Here is a 14658-nt window from a genome sequence, read left to right as displayed (position 1 = left end):
AATTAAGAATTATTTTGCCTAAGTATTTTCATGCACTATCACTCTCCACGGCAGGCCGCGAAATCATTCGGCCATCATTGGTCCACCCCTGACTTATAGCGAGCATTTCATGGCAACTCCCCACAAGCGTTCGGCATTGACCCTTCTGGCGGCGTCACTGGCCGCCGTGAGCGCACTGCTCAGCCCCGGCGCGCAGGCTGAAGGCAAGATCAGCATTGCCCAGCAATTCGGTATCGGTTACCTGATTCTGGATGTGGTGCGCGACCAGCAACTCATCGAGAAGCACGGCAAGGCCCAGGGCCTGGACATCAAGGTCGACTGGAACAGCATTTCCGGCGCCACGGCGATGAACGAGGCACTGCTGGCCGGCGCCCTGGACGTGGTGTCGGCGGGTGTGCCGCCGATGTTGACCATCTGGGACCGCACCAAGGGCAAGCAGAACGTCAAGGCCATCGCTTCGCTGGGTTCGATGCCCAACTACCTGCTGACCAACAACCCGAACGTGAAGACGCTCAAGGACTTCTCCAGCAAGGATCGCATCGCCGTGCCGGCGGCCGGGGTCGGGTTCCAGTCCCGCACCTTGCAGATCGAAACGGCCAGGCAGTTCGGCAACGAGCAGTACAAGAAATTCGACGACATTTCCATCAGCCTGGCCCATCCGGACGCCACGGCGGCATTGATTGCCGGTGGTTCGGAGATCAACTCGCACTTCTCCAGCCCGCCGTTCCAATACCAGGAATTGCAGAACCCCAACGTGCACAAGGTGCTGAGTTCCTACGACGTGCTGGGCGGCCAGGCGACCTTCAACGTGCTGTACACCACCGAAAAATTCCACGACGAAAACCCGAAAACCTACAAGGCGTTCTACGACGCACTGGCCGAGGCGGAGAAGATCATCAAGGCCGACAAGTCCGCCGCCGCCAAGACCTACATCCGCGTCGAGCAATCGAAACTGCCGCTGGAACTGGTCGAAAGCATCGTCAACGACCCGGAAATCAACTTCACGGTGGTGCCGCAGCGCACGGCGGTCTACGCCGAGAAATTGCAGGAACTGGGCGTGCTGAAAAACAAGGCGCAGAGCTGGAAGGACTACTTCTTCGAAGAAGCCCACGGTGATGCCGGCAGCTGATACGCCAGCGTGCAGGACTAACACCGAAGAGGGATGGCTGTTTGCCTCATGTCTGGTTATGCTCGGCGGGTTTTGCATTTGCCTATCATTAACAACCACAGTGATGACATGAGCCAAATAGAGACGCGTGCGACTGCGCTGGCGCTGTACCCGGAAGATTCCCGCGAGGCCGCGGCGCTGCTCAAACAAGCCGTCCCGTTGATGGTGCGGCACAACATCCCGCCCAATCCGGTGCATTACGCGCTGTGGTACACCTACAGCAAAGGCCTGGACAGCGAACTCAATCGTCATCTGGACCGGGTGGTCAGGGACTTCGACGGCTTTCCGCCGGAGTCCGCCACCCGGCTGTTTCGCGACTACATCATTCGCGACGAGCTGGAAGAGGCGCGCGCCGGTCAGCAGCAGGCGATCGACCTGGTGGACGACATGCACCGCGACGTTTCCCGCAGCGTCGAGGGCAGCCTTGATTTTCAAAGTAGCCTGGGGCGCTGCATCGAGATGCTGGAGTCGCCGGTCAACGAGCGCCTGCCGGATATTCTCAGCGAGCTGCAGCAAAGCACCCAGCGCATGCAAAGCCAGCAGGAGCGCTTCCTGTCCCAGCTCAATTCAGCACAGAACGAAATCAGGAGCCTGCGCAGCAAACTCGAGCGCGCGCAACTGGCGGCCACGCTCGATGGGCTGACCGAACTGCTCAATCGCTCGGCGTTCACCCGCCTGCTGGAACAGGCACTGAGCAACGATGCCCAGGGCGTGGCACTGGTCATGCTCGACATCGACCACTTCAAGCAATTCAACGACCAGTACGGCCATCCGCTGGGTGACCGGGTCCTCAAGCATGTCGGGCAGGTGTTGCGCAGTTCGCTGCCAGCCCACGCCACGGCAGCGCGTTACGGCGGCGAGGAATTCTGCGTGATCCTGGAACAGTGCGCCGACCTGGACACCGCGGCGGCGTTCGCCGAGCAACTGCGCACGAAAGTGCAGTCGTTGCGGATCAAGGCCCGTGGCGATGGCAAGGTGCTCGACACCATCACGGCGTCCTTTGGCGTTGCCTTCGCGCAACCGGGCGAGCAACCGGACAACCTGCTGACCCGCGCCGATGACGCCCTGTACCAGGCCAAGCGCACTGGCCGTAACCGGGTGCATCACTAACGCGCTGATTGCATGATCATGAGAGAAACTTGTGATCATCTGGATTAAAATGAGTTTGTCTCACTGCATGGCCACTGTCGACAATAGCGCCCATCAACACATTGGAGTTATTTGTCATGGCTTTGGCCCATTCCCTTGGATTTCCGCGCATTGGCCGCGACCGCGAATTGAAGAAAGCACAGGAAGCGTTCTGGAAGGGCGAACTGAGCGAAGACGGTCTGCGCGCCGTCGGCCGTGAACTGCGCAAGACCCATTGGGACTTGCAGAAAAACGCCGGCATCGAGCTGCTGCCGGTCGGCGATTTCGCCTGGTACGACCAGGTCCTGACTCATTCCCTGATGTTCGGCGTGATCCCTGAGCGCTTCCGCCCGGCAGACGGCCAGGCGTCGCTGCAAACCCTGTTCGGCATGGCCCGTGGCGTCAGCGACAGCTGCTGTGGCGGTGCACACGCCCAGGAAATGACCAAGTGGTTCGACACCAACTATCATTACCTGGTCCCGGAATTCACCGTTGATCAATCCTTTCAGCTGGGCTGGGACCAGTTGTTCGAAGAGGTCGAAGAAGCGCGAGCACTGGGCCACAACGTCAAGCCGGTGGTGATCGGGCCGCTGACGTATCTGTGGCTGGGCAAGGCCAAGGGCGGCGATTTCGACAAGCTCGATCTGCTGGATCGCCTGTTGCCGCTTTACGGCCAGATCTTCCAGCGCCTGGCCGCGCAAGGCGTGGAGTGGGTGCAGATCGACGAGCCGATCCTGGTGCTCGACCTGCCGCAGGACTGGAAAAACGCTTTTGAACGCGCCTACAACCTGATTCAGCGCGACCCGCTGAAAAAGCTGGTAGCCACCTATTTTGGCGGTCTTGAAGAGAACCTTGGCCTGGCGGCCAACCTGCCCGTGGACGGTTTGCACATCGACCTGGTGCGTGCCCCTGAGCAGTACCCCACCATCCTCGACCGCCTGCCGGCCTACAAAGTGCTGTCGCTGGGCGTGGTCAACGGCCGTAACGTCTGGCGCTGTGACCTGGAACAAGCCCTGGCCACCCTGCAACACGCCAGCGAGCGCCTGGGTGATCGCCTGTGGGTCGCGCCGTCCTGTTCGCTGCTGCACAGCCCGGTCGACCTGGGACGTGAAGACAAACTCGATGCCGAACTGAGAAGCTGGCTGGCCTTCGCCGTGCAGAAGTGTGAAGAAGTCGCTGTCCTGGCCCAGGCCGTCAACGAGCCAGAGGCCCCGAAGGTGCTCGACGCGCTGACGCGAAGCCGTGCGGTCCAGGCCAGTCGGGCCGCGTCGCCACGGATTCACAAACCGTCTGTGCAGGCGCGGGTCGCCGCCATCACCGCCAGGGACAGCCAGCGTCATTCGACGTTTGACGGTCGTATCGGTAAACAGCGCGTGCGCCTGAACCTGCCGTTGTTCCCGACCACCACCATCGGTTCGTTCCCGCAAACCGCCTCGATCCGTCTGGCGCGTCAGTCGTTCAAGCAGGGCAAACTCACCGAAGCCGAATACACCGAAGCCATGCACAGCGAAATTCGCCATGCAGTGCAGGTGCAGGAGCGCCTGGGCCTGGATGTGCTGGTGCACGGCGAAGCCGAGCGCAATGACATGGTCGAGTACTTCGCCGAGCAGATCGACGGCTACGTGTTCACCCGTTTCGGCTGGGTGCAGAGCTACGGTTCGCGTTGCGTGAAGCCGGCGGTGATCTTCGGTGACTTGAGCCGTCCGCACGCCATGACCGTCGAGTGGATCCGCTACGCCCAGGGCCTCACCGACAAGGTCATGAAAGGCATGCTGACCGGTCCCGTGACCATGCTGATGTGGTCGTTCCCTCGTGAAGACGTCTCGCGCAAGGTCCAGGCCCAACAACTGGCCCTGGCCTTGCGTGACGAGGTGGTGGACCTGGAAGCGGCCGGGATCAAGGTCGTGCAGATCGACGAAGCCGCGTTCCGCGAAGGCCTGCCGCTGCGCCGGGCCGACTGGCAGCAATACCTGGACTGGGCCGTGGAAGCCTTCCGCCTGACCGCCAGCGGTGTGCGTGACGAAACACAGATCCATACCCACATGTGCTACAGCGAGTTCAACGACGTGATCAAATCCATCGCGGCCATGGACGCCGATGTGATCACCATCGAAACCTCGCGTTCGGACATGGAACTGCTCGACGCCTTCGAAGCCTTCGATTACCCGAACGACATCGGTCCGGGCGTCTATGACATCCACTCGCCGCGGGTGCCGGATGCCCCGGAAATGGCCAACCTGTTGCGCAAGGCAGCCCAGCGCATTCCTGCCGAGCGTTTGTGGGTCAACCCGGACTGTGGCCTGAAAACCCGCGGCTGGCCGGAGACCGAAGCGGCTCTGGTGCACATGGTCGCAGCGGCCCGCCAACTGCGTAAAGAATGGGCGTAAGAGGCCCTTCGCATCACCCCGGCCGGAGCACCTGAGCCCTGGCCGGGCTCCCTCCGATGGCAGTCCGACTAAACCCGTGACCGCGGCGATTCAATCCACTTCGTCGCGGTGGGCGGCTGCCACTGTTCCAGCGCGTCGATCAGCGCCGCCGGGTCGGTATCGAAAACCAGCATCTGGCTGTGCTCCGCTTTCATGAAGCCTTCTTGCACCGCATGGTCGAGCAGGCTGCGTACCGGTTTGAAAAAATCACCGATGTTCAGGCAGGCGACACCTTTGTGGTGTTCTCCGAGTTGCGTCAGGGTCGCTGCTTCAAACAATTCTTCGAACGTTCCCAGTCCGCCGGGCAGGGCAATGAACGCGTCTGCCGACTCCGCCATGCGTGTCTTGCGACTGCGCATGTCAGGGGTCACTTCGTGGCGGGTCAGGCGGGGGTGAAGATGGCCAAGGTCGAACAGCAGTCGGGTGATGATGCCGACCGCTTCACCGCCCTCGGTCATCACGGTGTCGGCGATGACGCCCATCAAGCCCTTGTCGGTGCCGCCGTAGATCAGGCGAATGCCGCGCCTGGCGATTTCCCGGCCCAGGGCCTGGGCGCCTGCGACGTAGGCGGGGTTGAAGCCGGTGTTGGAGCCTGAGAACACGGCAATGCTGCGAAGCGGGGACGGACTGGGCATCGGTTTTTTCCGGGTGGGTCAAATCCCGATGATGCGATGTTCCACCCAGGCGATACAGGGCCAAGAACCGGCTGTCTGCCTGGGCCATGCCGTTGGCCCACGCGTTACATCAACGCCAGGATGCGCTGGCCCAACTGTTCAGCGGTGGCCTGCGAGTCGATATTGGCAAACCCGAGCAGCAATGCAGAATCGCTGGGGTCGTGCGTGTGCCAGTCGCTCAGTGCTTCGGCATAGATTCCCGCTGCCAACAGCCGCTCGACCAGTGCGCGATCAGACTGCGGGGGCCTCAGGCGCAGGATCAGGTGCATGCCGCCGGGCAGCGGGTCGATGTGGATGCGTTCACCCAGGACGTTCTTCAGCCCGCGGGCCGTGGCCTCGCGGCGTTCGCCGTAGAGTTTGCGCATGCGCTGGATATGGCGCGCGAAATGGCCTTCTGTCAGGAACGTCGCGACGATGGCTTGCGTCAACTCCGGGCACCCGCCCAGGAAGGTCTCGCTGATGCAGGCGAAGCGTTCGACCTGCGCTGGCGGCACCACCAGGTAAGAAAGGCGGATGCCCGGAAACAGCACCTTGCTGAAGGTGCCGGCGTAGAGCACTCGCCCATCGCGATCCAGGCTTTTCAGCGCCGGCAGCGGACGGCTGACGTATCGATACTCGCCGTCGTAATCATCCTCGACGATCCACGTTTGTTGGCGAGTTGCCCAGTCAAGCAACTGCAGGCGGCGCGGCAGCGACAGCGACACGCACAGCGGGCTTTGATGGGCCGGGGTGACGACCGCCGCCCTGGCTTGCGGTGTGTTGCTCAGCCCGTGCTCGACGCGCATGCCCTCCTGATCGACCGGTACCGCAACCGCTTCGATCTGCAGGTGCGCCAGCAACTGGCGGGTCGGCAGGTAGCCGGGGTCCTCGACCAGTACACGGTCGCCAGCCTTGAGCAGGGCATGGGCAATCAACGCCAGGCTGTTGCGATACCCCGAGGTGATGAACACCTGCGCGGGCGAGCAGGTGATTCCCCGTGCCACTTGCAGGTAAGTGGCAATGGCATTGCGCAAGGATTCCAGGCCGAGCACCGACGGATTGGCCATGTCTGCGATTTGTGTGGCACGCACGCAGCGTGCACCGATCTGCGACCAGATCTTGCGCGGAAAGGCGTCCAGCGCCGGCAGCGCCATTTGAAAGGGCAGGACTGGCGCCTTCTGTCGGATCGACGGGCCGGTGGCCGGATCGAGGGACCGTTCTGTCTGTGCGCGAGGCTTTCCGAGACTGATCCCGGGAGCCACCACGGTGCCTGCCTGGCCCCGCGAGAGCAGATACCCTTCGGCTGTCAGCAGTGAATAGGCGGTGTCGATGGTGCCGCGTGCCAGGCCAAGCTCTTTCGCCAGGGCCCTGGCCGCTGGCACCCGGTCACCGGGCACGAGCAGCCCGTCGCTGATCGCACCACGGAACCGCCAGTAGATCTGCCGGTAGATCGGGTCCTCAGAGGTCGGATCAAGCGCTGAAAAGTGTGGGCTGTGAAGGGGCATTGGCCTCAACCGATGGGTTAGCAGAGAAATGGTCCCGCACTGCCTGCTGCGTGTGGTCCCGAGCAGCGTTCAAGGCATCGGGGCCCATGGCGGTGCCTTCGACGCTGAAGAAATGCAGGTCATGCAGCCCGATCATACCCAGTACAGCCTTCAGGTAGGGCGTCAGAAAGTCCGGTTGACGCGCGGTCAACCCGGAAAACCGGCCGCCCGAGGCCACTGCCACATACACCGGGCGGTCGCGCAGCAGGCTGGTCTTGCCTTGTGCGCCGACATTGAACGTGCGCCTGACCCGGGCGACATGGTCGATCCAGAGCTTGAGCGCCGCTGGCACGGCGAAGTTGTGCATCGGCGTTGCGATCACCAGCACGTCGGCCAGTTGCAGTTCCTCGATCAGCCCGTTCGACAGGGCAATCGAGCCGGCCTCAGTGACATCGGCGAGCGCCTGTTGGGACATGGCGTATGGCTCATCGATGGGCGTCAACGCCGTTGCGCCCACCACCCGGTTGATGACCGTGGCGGCCGGGTTGGCCTGGAGCAGACAGCCGATGATGGTTTTCGACAGCCGATGGCTTTCGGACGATTCGCCGCGAGGGCTGCAAGTGACGTGGAGGATGTTCATGATTTATCCGAAGCGTTGTGGGCCAGAGCAATGATTCTATGAAGTCCATGTCCCAGGTCGAAGAGCCATGAATCGACTTCCGGCCTGGGCCATGATCACTGGGTCATGGCCTATGCCTCAAGGCTGATCATGGACCTTAACGGCAGGCTCGGCGGCCCCCACGATGGCGGCCTCCAATCAGCCAATACAAGGGATTTACCATGAACAATCGTCTTGACTACGCCAAGGCTTCACCCGAGGGCTACAAGGCTTTCGGCGGGGTTTACGTGTACCTGCAAAACAGCGGCCTGCCCCATGAATTGATCGATCTGGTCTATTTGCGTGTCTCCCAGATCAACGGCTGCGCCTTCTGCATCGACATGCACTCGCGGGACTTGGTCAAGCTCGGCGTCAGCGTTGAAAAACTGGTGCTGGTGCCCGTTTGGCGTGATGTCGGCGACGTGTTCAGTCGCCGCGAACGCATCGCGCTGAGCTGGGCGGAAACGGTCACCCAGGTGGCGCAGACCGGGGTACCCGAGACGGACTATGCCGCTGCGGCGGCCGAATTCGGCGATAAGGAACTGGCGGACCTCACCTACGCCATCGGCTTGATGAATGCCTTCAACCGGTTCGGCGTGGCGTTCCGTGCCAAACCCGCCGCGGCCAACAACGCCTGAGCCGGCGCTTCAACCTAAACTCGCCGGGCGCACAGGCTCGGCGGATCACCCGAGGGAGTCACTTCCATGGCATGGTCACTGCTCGGTATTGCAGGCCTTCTTGAAATTGCCTTTGCGTTCTTCATGAAAGGCTCTGACGGATTTACCCGATTGATCCCGGGACTGCTGGCAGCCGCCACCGGTTTGTCCAGTGTCTTCCTGCTCTCACTGTCCTTGCGCACGTTGCCCGTGGGCACCGCCTATGCGGTGTGGACCGGCATCGGTGCAGCGGGCACCGCGATACTCGGCATGGCTGTGCTGGGTGACGCCACCACGTTGTTGCGGGTCTTGTGCATCGCCATCATCCTCGGCGGCGTGATCGGACTCAAGCTGGTGACGGCCAGCTGAAAATGTTTCAGATAAGGCATTTTGCTGGCCCCGAAGCCCGAAAGTTACAGACAGAATCACTTTACTTTCAGGTGGTTAGGGCTGGCTTTAAATGCGTTATGTATGGATTTCACTGATATCCCTGGGCCTGGCAGGTTTTGCCGTGCAGGCGCAGGCCAGGGCGCTTCAAGCCAATGACCGCTACATGTGCAGTTGGGGCGCGGGCACCGCAGCCCGAGCCCAGGAACTGAAACTGGCGGGGGTTTCGTTGTATGCCGCCCGCAAGAAGTTGCAGACCTACAAGTTCAGCAAGCCGTGGATGCGCATGATGGCCATGGGCATTACCGAGCAGACCTACGACAGCCCCACACGAATGAGTCCCGAAGCCTTGCGCCGCAGTTTCAACGAGGACTGCCTGCGCTACAAGCTGGCACGCAAATGATCGCATGAGCTACAACCCGTCGGCGATCAGCTTCAGGTATTCAGGGCTGTCGGAGATCGAATTGTGCCCGACCCCCGCGATCTCCTTCAGCACCGCCACGCCCTTGGGGAAATGCCGGTAGAGGGCGTCGGTGCTTGCACGCGGGATGATGTCGTCCTGCTCGGCGGCCAGCAGCAGCGTCGGGATCGAGACATGCGCGGCGTATTTCCACGCGTCGAAACGGTCCTTGAGCAACCACTTCACCGGAAAGATCGGGTATTGACGCACGGCGAGTCGTTCCAGGCTGTCGTAAGGCGTGATCAGGACCAGTCGCGTGGCGGGGCGCTGACTGGCGAGGCGCACCGCGACCCCCGAACCGAGGCTGCGGCCGATCACCGCGACTTCCCCATGGCTGTCGTAGACCTTGTCGAACAACGTCAGGGCGTCGCGGGCAATCGCCTCTTCCGACGGTGAGCCGCTGCTGCCGCCGAAACCCCGGTAATGCATCAAGTACAGCGCATGGTCGGGGAACGCTTCGGCAAACTCAGGCAGGTTGCGCGACACATCTTCGGCATTGCCGCCAAAATAAATCAATGCCTTGGGCCCTTCGTGCGGCCGGAAGCTGACCTGCACCTGCGCGTCGGCCACGTCCAGGGTCAGCCTGGGTGTGTCGAGCGTGGCGGGCTGCGGGAAGTAGATCAGCGCGCGCTGAAACACCAGCAATGCGGCGCACAGGGCCAGGTATGAACCGGCCAGGATGACGACGAGACAGATCAGGGTACGTGACATTCGGCTAACGTTAGGGCGTGACATTGACTGCTCTGGGGTTGAACACCGCGATGGTGCGATCGCTGTCAGAGTGTAGTTGAACGACAGCGGCGCGCCGATAAGGGCCGGGGAGGGGGTTAGCGATGCCCATCGTGGGTAAATGGCTCGACGTGTTACCTGGTGAAAGGGCGGCGCTGGGGCTGGGGTTCGCGTTCCATTTCTGCGTGCTCGCCAGCTATTACCTGGTGCGGCCCCTGCGCGATGCGCTGGGACTGGAGGGCGGCGCCGGCCAGTTGCAGTGGCTGTTCACCGCGACCTTCCTGGTCATGCTGCTGATGGTGCCGGTGTTCGGCTTCCTTGCGTCGCGCTGGCCAGCGACCCGTTTTGTGCCGTTGATCTACCGTCTGATCGCCGTGTCGATGCTGCTGTTCGGCGTGCTGATCGCCCACCGTGTCGCCCCGGTGAATGTCGGGCGGGTGTTCTTCGTCTGGATCAGCCTTTACAACCTGTTCATCGTCTCGATCTTCTGGAGTGTGCTGGTGGATCGCTTTTCCAGTGAGCAGGGGCGACGGTTGTTCGGTTTCATCGCGGCGGGCGGCACCCTTGGCACCTTCATCGGGCCGTTGCTCGCCGCCACCCTGGCCACCCGTCTCGGCCCGCTCGCGCTGACGTTCTCGGCGGCGTTGCTGCTGGAAGTCGCGGTGCGCTGCTATCGGGCATTGTTGCGGCGCACCACGTCACAAGGCGCCCGTCGCGGGCTGGACGATCGACGTCTGGGCGGCAGCATGCTCGCCGGGATCACGCTGATCTGGCGCTCGCGGTACTTGTTGGGATTGGTGGCGTTCATGCTGCTGCACACCAGCGCCGCGACCTTGTTGTATTTCGAACAGGGACGAATTGTCGCCGGCAGCTATTCTGATGTGGCCAGCCGCACACAATTTTTCGCGGTGGTCGATCTGATCGTCTCGGCGCTGACCCTGACGTTCCAGTTGCTGCTGACGGCGCCCTTGATCCGCCTGATCGGCATCGGCGGGGCGCTGGCGGCATTGCCGGTGGCGACGATCGTGGCCTTCGCCGCCATGGCCCTGGCACCGCTGCCGACGACGGTTGCCCTGGCCCAGGGGGTGCGCCGCGCCGTGGAGTTCGCCCTGGTGCGGCCGGCGCGCGAGGTGTTGTGGACGGTGGTCAGCCGCGAGGAAAAGTACAAGGCCAAGAATGTGATCGAGACCCTGGTGTATCGCGGTGGCGATGCCGCCAGTGGCTGGTTGTCTGCCGGCCTGACGGCGCTGGGCGCGGGATTTGGCCTGGTGGCGCTGATGATCGTGCCGTTTGCCGCACTGTGGGGCGCGTTATGCGCGTGGCTGGCCGGGCAACAGGCGCAAAAGGCGAGCAAGACAGGGGAGGGGCAACACCATGAGCCACACTGATGGATACACGCGTCGACAAATACTCACGCTGGCTGCCGGTGCTTCGGCGGTGCTCACTTTCGATCCGGCCTTCGCGGGCAGTGCGCCGCCGAAGGAAACAGGAGGCAAGAACATGCTGACCCGCGCCATTCCTTCCAGCAACGAGCCCTTGCCGATGGTCGGCCTGGGCACGTATCGCGGCTTTGATGTCGCACCGGCCGACCCAGCCTACAAGCAGCTGCCCGCCGTGCTCAGTGCGCTGTTCGAAAAGGGCGGGACGGTGATCGACAGCTCGCCCATGTACGGCCGCGCCGAACAGACCACCGGCGAGCTGCTGTCGATCCACCAGCCACGCTCGCCGGCGTTCCTGGCCACCAAGGTGTGGACGCGGGGCCGCGAGGAAGGCATCGCGCAAATGGAGCAATCCTTCCAATGGCTGCAAACCGACCGCATCGACCTGATGCAGATCCACAACCTGCTGGACTGGAAAACCCACTTGCCGACCCTGCGCCAATGGAAGGAACAAGGGCGCATTCGCTACATCGGCATCACCCATTACACCGCGTCGGCCTATGACGAAGTGGAGGCCGTGCTCAAGGCCGAGCCGCTGGATTTCCTGCAGATCAACTATGCGCTGGATGACCGAGGTGTCGAAAAACGCATCCTGCCGCTGTGTCGCGAGCGCGGCGTGGCGGTGATCTGCAACCGGCCGTTTGGCGGCGGCGACCTGCTCGCCCGGCTCAAGGGCAAGCCGCTACCGGGCTGGGCCTCCCAGGTGGGCGTCACCAGTTGGGCACAACTGGCGCTCAAGTACCTGCTGGCGCATTCGGCGGTGACCTGCGTCATCCCCGGCACCGGCAACCCGCGCTACATGGCGGACAATGCCGGTGCCGGGTTCGGGCCGATGCTGACCGGTGCGCAGCGCGAGCAGTTGATCGATGTGGTGAGCTAGACCAGATAGCGGCGAAACCACCCCAGCGTCCGGTCCCAGGCGAGTTTCGCCGCCGCTTCGTCGTAGCGCGGGGTGGAATCGTTGTGGAAGCCGTGGTTGGCGCCGGGGTAGATGTACGCTTCATAGGTCGTGCCCGCAGCCTTCAGCGCCTGTTCATAGGCGGGCCAACCTTCGTTGATGCGCGTGTCCAGTTCGCCGTAATGCAACATCAGCGGAGCCTTGATGTTCGGGACATCCCGGGCATCGGCCTGCCGCCCGTAAAACGCGACCGCCGCGCCCAACTCCGGATACGCCACGGCGGCGGCATTGGTGACGCCACCGCCATAGCAGAACCCGGTAATCCCCACTTTGCCCGTGGTTGCGTCGTGCTTCATCAGCCACTCGATGGCGGCGAAGAAATCGTTCATCAGCTTCTCCGGGTCAACGGTCGCCTGCAACTCGCGCCCCTTGTCGTCGTTACCCGGATAACCGCCGACCGACGTCAGCCCATCCGGGGCGAGGGCGATGAACCCTGCCTTGGCCACGCGCCTTGCCACGTCCTCGATGTACGGGTTGAGCCCACGGTTCTCGTGCACGACCACGATGGCCGCCACCTTGCCCGTCGTTTTGGCCGGGCGCACCAGATAACCGCGAACCGAACCGTTGCCCCTGGGCGAGGGGTAGGTGATGTACTCGGCGACGATATCCGGATCAGTGAACTCGACCTGCTCGGCCAGGGCATAGTTCGGGCTCAGCGAGGCGAGCAAGGCACTGGCGGTCAATCCGCCAAAGGTGAACAACGCCGCCCGGTCGAGAAACTCCCGGCGGTTGATCTTGCCGTGGGCGTAGTAGTCGTAGAGTTCGAGCAGTTGCGGGGAAAAGTCCTTGGCGGTGAGGCGGGTCATGGATGCTTCCCTCTTTGACGGTACGGGTCCTGACAGTTAAGCGCATGAGGCGTTTTGTTCCAGCAACGCCTGGGTTGGTGAGCACCGTGAGTTCGAACTGCGCTATCAGGAGCGCACCGAGTTCTGGTCAGATCCATTCAACCTCGACTTGATCAGCATCAAGACACCGAACAGCAGCGAAGGATGGGTTGGCATCGTCCCCGCCGTCGTTCCCTGGCCAATGCTGCCGGCGAACAGCTGGAAGCCATTAGTCCCGCCGGGCAGCGAGCATCTGGGGTCGACGACATCGCCGATCACTTCCAACGATCCTCTGGTTTATCCCGGTAGCGCTGCCATCCCGGTCCTACCAGTGAAGGAGACATTTCCTGCTGTCGACGAAGGAGAGGTTGGTGCGAACATTCCCGGGTTTCCTGCGGACATGGAGTTGCCATCGCCGGATGCGTTGTTTCGTGATCGTCGTGATGATCCGGGCACTGCCCTTGGCTTCGGAAAACCAGTTTCCGGATTATGGTTGGCTAAGGCAGCAGGAAGAGATGGTGCGCCGATTTCTTCGCAAATTGCAGATAAATTGAGAGGGAGGGTGTTTGCCAATTTCCATCAGTTCAGGAGAGCTTTTTGGGCGGAGGTGGCGACAGATCCTGCGTTGAAAGTGCAGTTCACTGAGATCAACCTGGATAGGATTCGAAACGGATCCGCGCCTTACTCACGGGGTATTGATCACGTCGGAGGACGTCTTGCATTTGAGCTGCATCATGATGTGGAAGTTGCAAAAAGTGGCGCTGTTTATGGCTTGGATAATTTATTCGTGATGACCCCGAAGCGTCACATTCAGCTACATAAGGAGAGAAATAATGAGCATTTTTAAAGAAAAACTTGAGGACTATACCGAAGCGGAGTTTTTGATGTTTTTGGGCGAGCTTTTCCATCAGACGAGCGGGCTGCAAGGACGCAATCTCGAGGTGTACTTGGATAGTCTAGTGAGTCATTTCGTGGCTGTTACAGAGCATCCAGACCGTTCAGACGTCCTCTTTTACCCGAAAGAAGGACAGGACGACAGCCCAGAAGGCATTTTGAAGGAAGTCAAAGCGTGGCGGTCCGCCAACAACAAACCCGGTTTCAAGCCGGAGTGACCGTCACAGAGTATTAATTACCGCCTGCTCGGATGAATCGAGCAGGCGAGCTTCATTCGTTGTCAGGACAAGGATGAATTTGAGATGGACCTTAAAACCAAACTTAACGATCACACCGCGTCGGAGTTCCATGCGCTGGTCAATAAAATTTGGGCAGTGGATGTGCCCAAGCAGGATCATGACCAACTGATCGATCATTTCGACCGCATCGTCGGTCATCCCGCCGGCGCCGATCTGTTGTTCTACCCGGCAGACCTCGCGAATTCCAATAGCCCGGATAACGTTGTGCACCTCGTCAGGACATGGCATCACCAACAAGGAACCGCAGCCTTCAAGGGCGAAGACTTCCAGTCGTAAAAGCCTCGGTCGGCCCGCTGACCCCGTTGGCAAGGAGCTTTGGTGAATCAGAATCGCGACTTGCCCGGGTTCAGCTTTTCTTCCGAGCGTTCTCCAGCAGTCTCTGTGCACTGGGCGTCGCCTGCGGGTGCCGAACAGGTCGAACCTCGGCCCGTGGGCTTTGTCCGGTCACCGAGAGTGCCAACCATCGAAGTCGATGCAGAGCCGGTAAACGGTCGG

16 protein-coding genes are annotated in these 14658 nt (G+C 61.7%); 11 read left to right on the top strand and 5 right to left on the bottom strand.

What is annotated here, in order from left to right; genetic code table 11:
• Positions 1 to 109: 109 nt before the first annotated feature.
• The 3 genes from IB249_RS09065 (at position 110) to metE (ending at position 4683) form a co-directional block, all read left to right on the top strand.
• Complete coding sequence (locus IB249_RS09065) at positions 110 to 1129, top strand: ABC transporter substrate-binding protein (RefSeq protein ID WP_192303726.1); 1020 nt, start codon at positions 110 to 112, stop codon at positions 1127 to 1129.
• A gap of 108 nt (positions 1130 to 1237) precedes the next feature.
• Entirely contained in the window at positions 1238 to 2278 is a 1041-nt protein-coding gene (locus IB249_RS09060; RefSeq protein WP_225606889.1) for a GGDEF domain-containing protein, read from the top strand.
• A 116-nt stretch (positions 2279 to 2394) separates the two neighbouring features.
• Complete coding sequence (gene metE, locus IB249_RS09055; RefSeq protein ID WP_192303723.1) at positions 2395 to 4683, top strand: 5-methyltetrahydropteroyltriglutamate--homocysteine S-methyltransferase; 2289 nt, start codon at positions 2395 to 2397, stop codon at positions 4681 to 4683.
• A 68-nt stretch (positions 4684 to 4751) separates the two neighbouring features.
• Here the strand turns inward: metE and IB249_RS09050 are convergent, their stop codons facing one another.
• The 3 genes from IB249_RS09050 to IB249_RS09040 all read right to left on the bottom strand — a co-directional run bounded on the left by IB249_RS09050 (position 4752) and on the right by IB249_RS09040 (position 7499).
• A complete protein-coding gene (locus IB249_RS09050; RefSeq protein WP_192303722.1) occupies positions 4752 to 5357 on the bottom strand; it encodes a TIGR00730 family Rossman fold protein in 606 nt (201 codons plus the stop codon).
• 104 nt (positions 5358 to 5461) lie between these two features.
• On the bottom strand, positions 5462 to 6880 hold the full coding sequence (locus IB249_RS09045) for a PLP-dependent aminotransferase family protein (protein WP_192303721.1): 1419 nt from the start codon (positions 6878 to 6880) through the stop codon (positions 5462 to 5464).
• Complete coding sequence (locus tag IB249_RS09040) at positions 6846 to 7499, bottom strand: FMN-dependent NADH-azoreductase (RefSeq protein WP_192303720.1); 654 nt, start codon at positions 7497 to 7499, stop codon at positions 6846 to 6848. Before IB249_RS09040 ends, IB249_RS09045 begins: the two co-directional genes overlap by 35 nt.
• A 200-nt stretch (positions 7500 to 7699) precedes the next feature.
• On the opposite strand from IB249_RS09040, the gene IB249_RS09035 reads away from it, so the two are divergent.
• The 3 genes from IB249_RS09035 (at position 7700) to IB249_RS09025 (ending at position 8963) form a co-directional block, all read left to right on the top strand.
• Positions 7700 to 8155, top strand: coding sequence for a carboxymuconolactone decarboxylase family protein (locus IB249_RS09035; RefSeq protein WP_192303719.1), 456 nt, complete (start codon positions 7700 to 7702; stop codon positions 8153 to 8155).
• Between the two features lie 66 nt (positions 8156 to 8221).
• Positions 8222 to 8542, top strand: coding sequence for a DMT family transporter (locus IB249_RS09030; protein WP_192303718.1), 321 nt, complete (start codon positions 8222 to 8224; stop codon positions 8540 to 8542).
• Between the two features lie 91 nt (positions 8543 to 8633).
• Positions 8634 to 8963, top strand: coding sequence for a hypothetical protein (locus IB249_RS09025; protein WP_192303717.1), 330 nt, complete (start codon positions 8634 to 8636; stop codon positions 8961 to 8963).
• A gap of 9 nt (positions 8964 to 8972) precedes the next feature.
• Here IB249_RS09025 and IB249_RS09020 read toward each other — a convergent pair whose 3' ends face one another.
• Positions 8973 to 9755: an alpha/beta hydrolase gene (locus tag IB249_RS09020; RefSeq protein ID WP_192303716.1), complete on the bottom strand. Its 783-nt coding sequence runs from the start codon at positions 9753 to 9755 to the stop codon at positions 8973 to 8975.
• Between the two features lie 98 nt (positions 9756 to 9853).
• Between IB249_RS09020 and IB249_RS09015 the strand changes: the two genes are divergently transcribed.
• Positions 9854 to 11137, top strand: coding sequence for an NTP/NDP exchange transporter (locus tag IB249_RS09015; RefSeq protein WP_192303715.1), 1284 nt, complete (start codon positions 9854 to 9856; stop codon positions 11135 to 11137).
• Positions 11124 to 12068, top strand: coding sequence for an aldo/keto reductase (locus tag IB249_RS09010; protein WP_192303714.1), 945 nt, complete (start codon positions 11124 to 11126; stop codon positions 12066 to 12068). Before IB249_RS09015 ends, IB249_RS09010 begins: the two co-directional genes overlap by 14 nt.
• On the opposite strand, the gene yghX is transcribed toward IB249_RS09010, so the two are convergent.
• Positions 12065 to 12952: a YghX family hydrolase gene (yghX, locus tag IB249_RS09005; protein ID WP_192303712.1), complete on the bottom strand. Its 888-nt coding sequence runs from the start codon at positions 12950 to 12952 to the stop codon at positions 12065 to 12067. The genes IB249_RS09010 and yghX overlap by 4 nt on opposite strands.
• Before the next feature lie 148 nt (positions 12953 to 13100).
• On the opposite strand from yghX, the gene IB249_RS09000 reads away from it, so the two are divergent.
• The 3 genes from IB249_RS09000 to IB249_RS08990 all read left to right on the top strand — a co-directional run bounded on the left by IB249_RS09000 (position 13101) and on the right by IB249_RS08990 (position 14439).
• Positions 13101 to 13817, top strand: a complete 717-nt coding sequence (locus IB249_RS09000) for a hypothetical protein (protein WP_318653497.1) — start codon at positions 13101 to 13103, stop codon at positions 13815 to 13817.
• Positions 13804 to 14082 carry a bacteriocin immunity protein gene (locus IB249_RS08995; protein WP_192303711.1) on the top strand — a complete coding sequence of 93 codons (279 nt, stop codon included), beginning with the start codon at positions 13804 to 13806 and terminating at the stop codon, positions 14080 to 14082. The genes IB249_RS09000 and IB249_RS08995 overlap by 14 nt, the downstream gene beginning before the upstream one ends.
• A gap of 84 nt (positions 14083 to 14166) precedes the next feature.
• A complete protein-coding gene (locus IB249_RS08990; protein WP_192303710.1) occupies positions 14167 to 14439 on the top strand; it encodes a bacteriocin immunity protein in 273 nt (90 codons plus the stop codon).
• The last annotated feature ends 219 nt before the right edge of the window (positions 14440 to 14658 follow it).

It is taken from the genome of Pseudomonas sp. PDM04 (genome assembly GCF_014851765.1).
GTDB lineage: Bacteria > Pseudomonadota > Gammaproteobacteria > Pseudomonadales > Pseudomonadaceae > Aquipseudomonas.
Note: the sequence above shows the minus strand (reverse complement) of the source record. Positions and strands in the feature narration are given on the sequence as shown.

Bases quoted from the DNA above. Each gene is read 5' to 3' on its own strand.
- IB249_RS09065 (WP_192303726.1), top strand. From the start codon at position 110: ATGGCAACTCCCCACAAGCGTTCGGCATTGACCCTTCTGGCGGCGTCA.
- IB249_RS09060 (WP_225606889.1), top strand. From the start codon at position 1,238: ATGAGCCAAATAGAGACGCGTGCGACTGCGCTGGCGCTGTACCCGGAA.
- metE (WP_192303723.1), top strand. From the start codon at position 2,395: ATGGCTTTGGCCCATTCCCTTGGATTTCCGCGCATTGGCCGCGACCGC.
- IB249_RS09050 (WP_192303722.1), bottom strand. From the start codon at position 5,357: ATGCCCAGTCCGTCCCCGCTTCGCAGCATTGCCGTGTTCTCAGGCTCC.
- IB249_RS09045 (WP_192303721.1), bottom strand. From the start codon at position 6,880: ATGCCCCTTCACAGCCCACACTTTTCAGCGCTTGATCCGACCTCTGAG.
- IB249_RS09040 (WP_192303720.1), bottom strand. From the start codon at position 7,499: ATGAACATCCTCCACGTCACTTGCAGCCCTCGCGGCGAATCGTCCGAA.
- IB249_RS09035 (WP_192303719.1), top strand. From the start codon at position 7,700: ATGAACAATCGTCTTGACTACGCCAAGGCTTCACCCGAGGGCTACAAG.
- IB249_RS09030 (WP_192303718.1), top strand. From the start codon at position 8,222: ATGGCATGGTCACTGCTCGGTATTGCAGGCCTTCTTGAAATTGCCTTT.
- IB249_RS09025 (WP_192303717.1), top strand. From the start codon at position 8,634: ATGCGTTATGTATGGATTTCACTGATATCCCTGGGCCTGGCAGGTTTT.
- IB249_RS09020 (WP_192303716.1), bottom strand. From the start codon at position 9,755: ATGTCACGCCCTAACGTTAGCCGAATGTCACGTACCCTGATCTGTCTC.
- IB249_RS09015 (WP_192303715.1), top strand. From the start codon at position 9,854: ATGCCCATCGTGGGTAAATGGCTCGACGTGTTACCTGGTGAAAGGGCG.
- IB249_RS09010 (WP_192303714.1), top strand. From the start codon at position 11,124: ATGAGCCACACTGATGGATACACGCGTCGACAAATACTCACGCTGGCT.
- yghX (WP_192303712.1), bottom strand. From the start codon at position 12,952: ATGACCCGCCTCACCGCCAAGGACTTTTCCCCGCAACTGCTCGAACTC.
- IB249_RS08995 (WP_192303711.1), top strand. From the start codon at position 13,804: ATGAGCATTTTTAAAGAAAAACTTGAGGACTATACCGAAGCGGAGTTT.
- IB249_RS08990 (WP_192303710.1), top strand. From the start codon at position 14,167: ATGGACCTTAAAACCAAACTTAACGATCACACCGCGTCGGAGTTCCAT.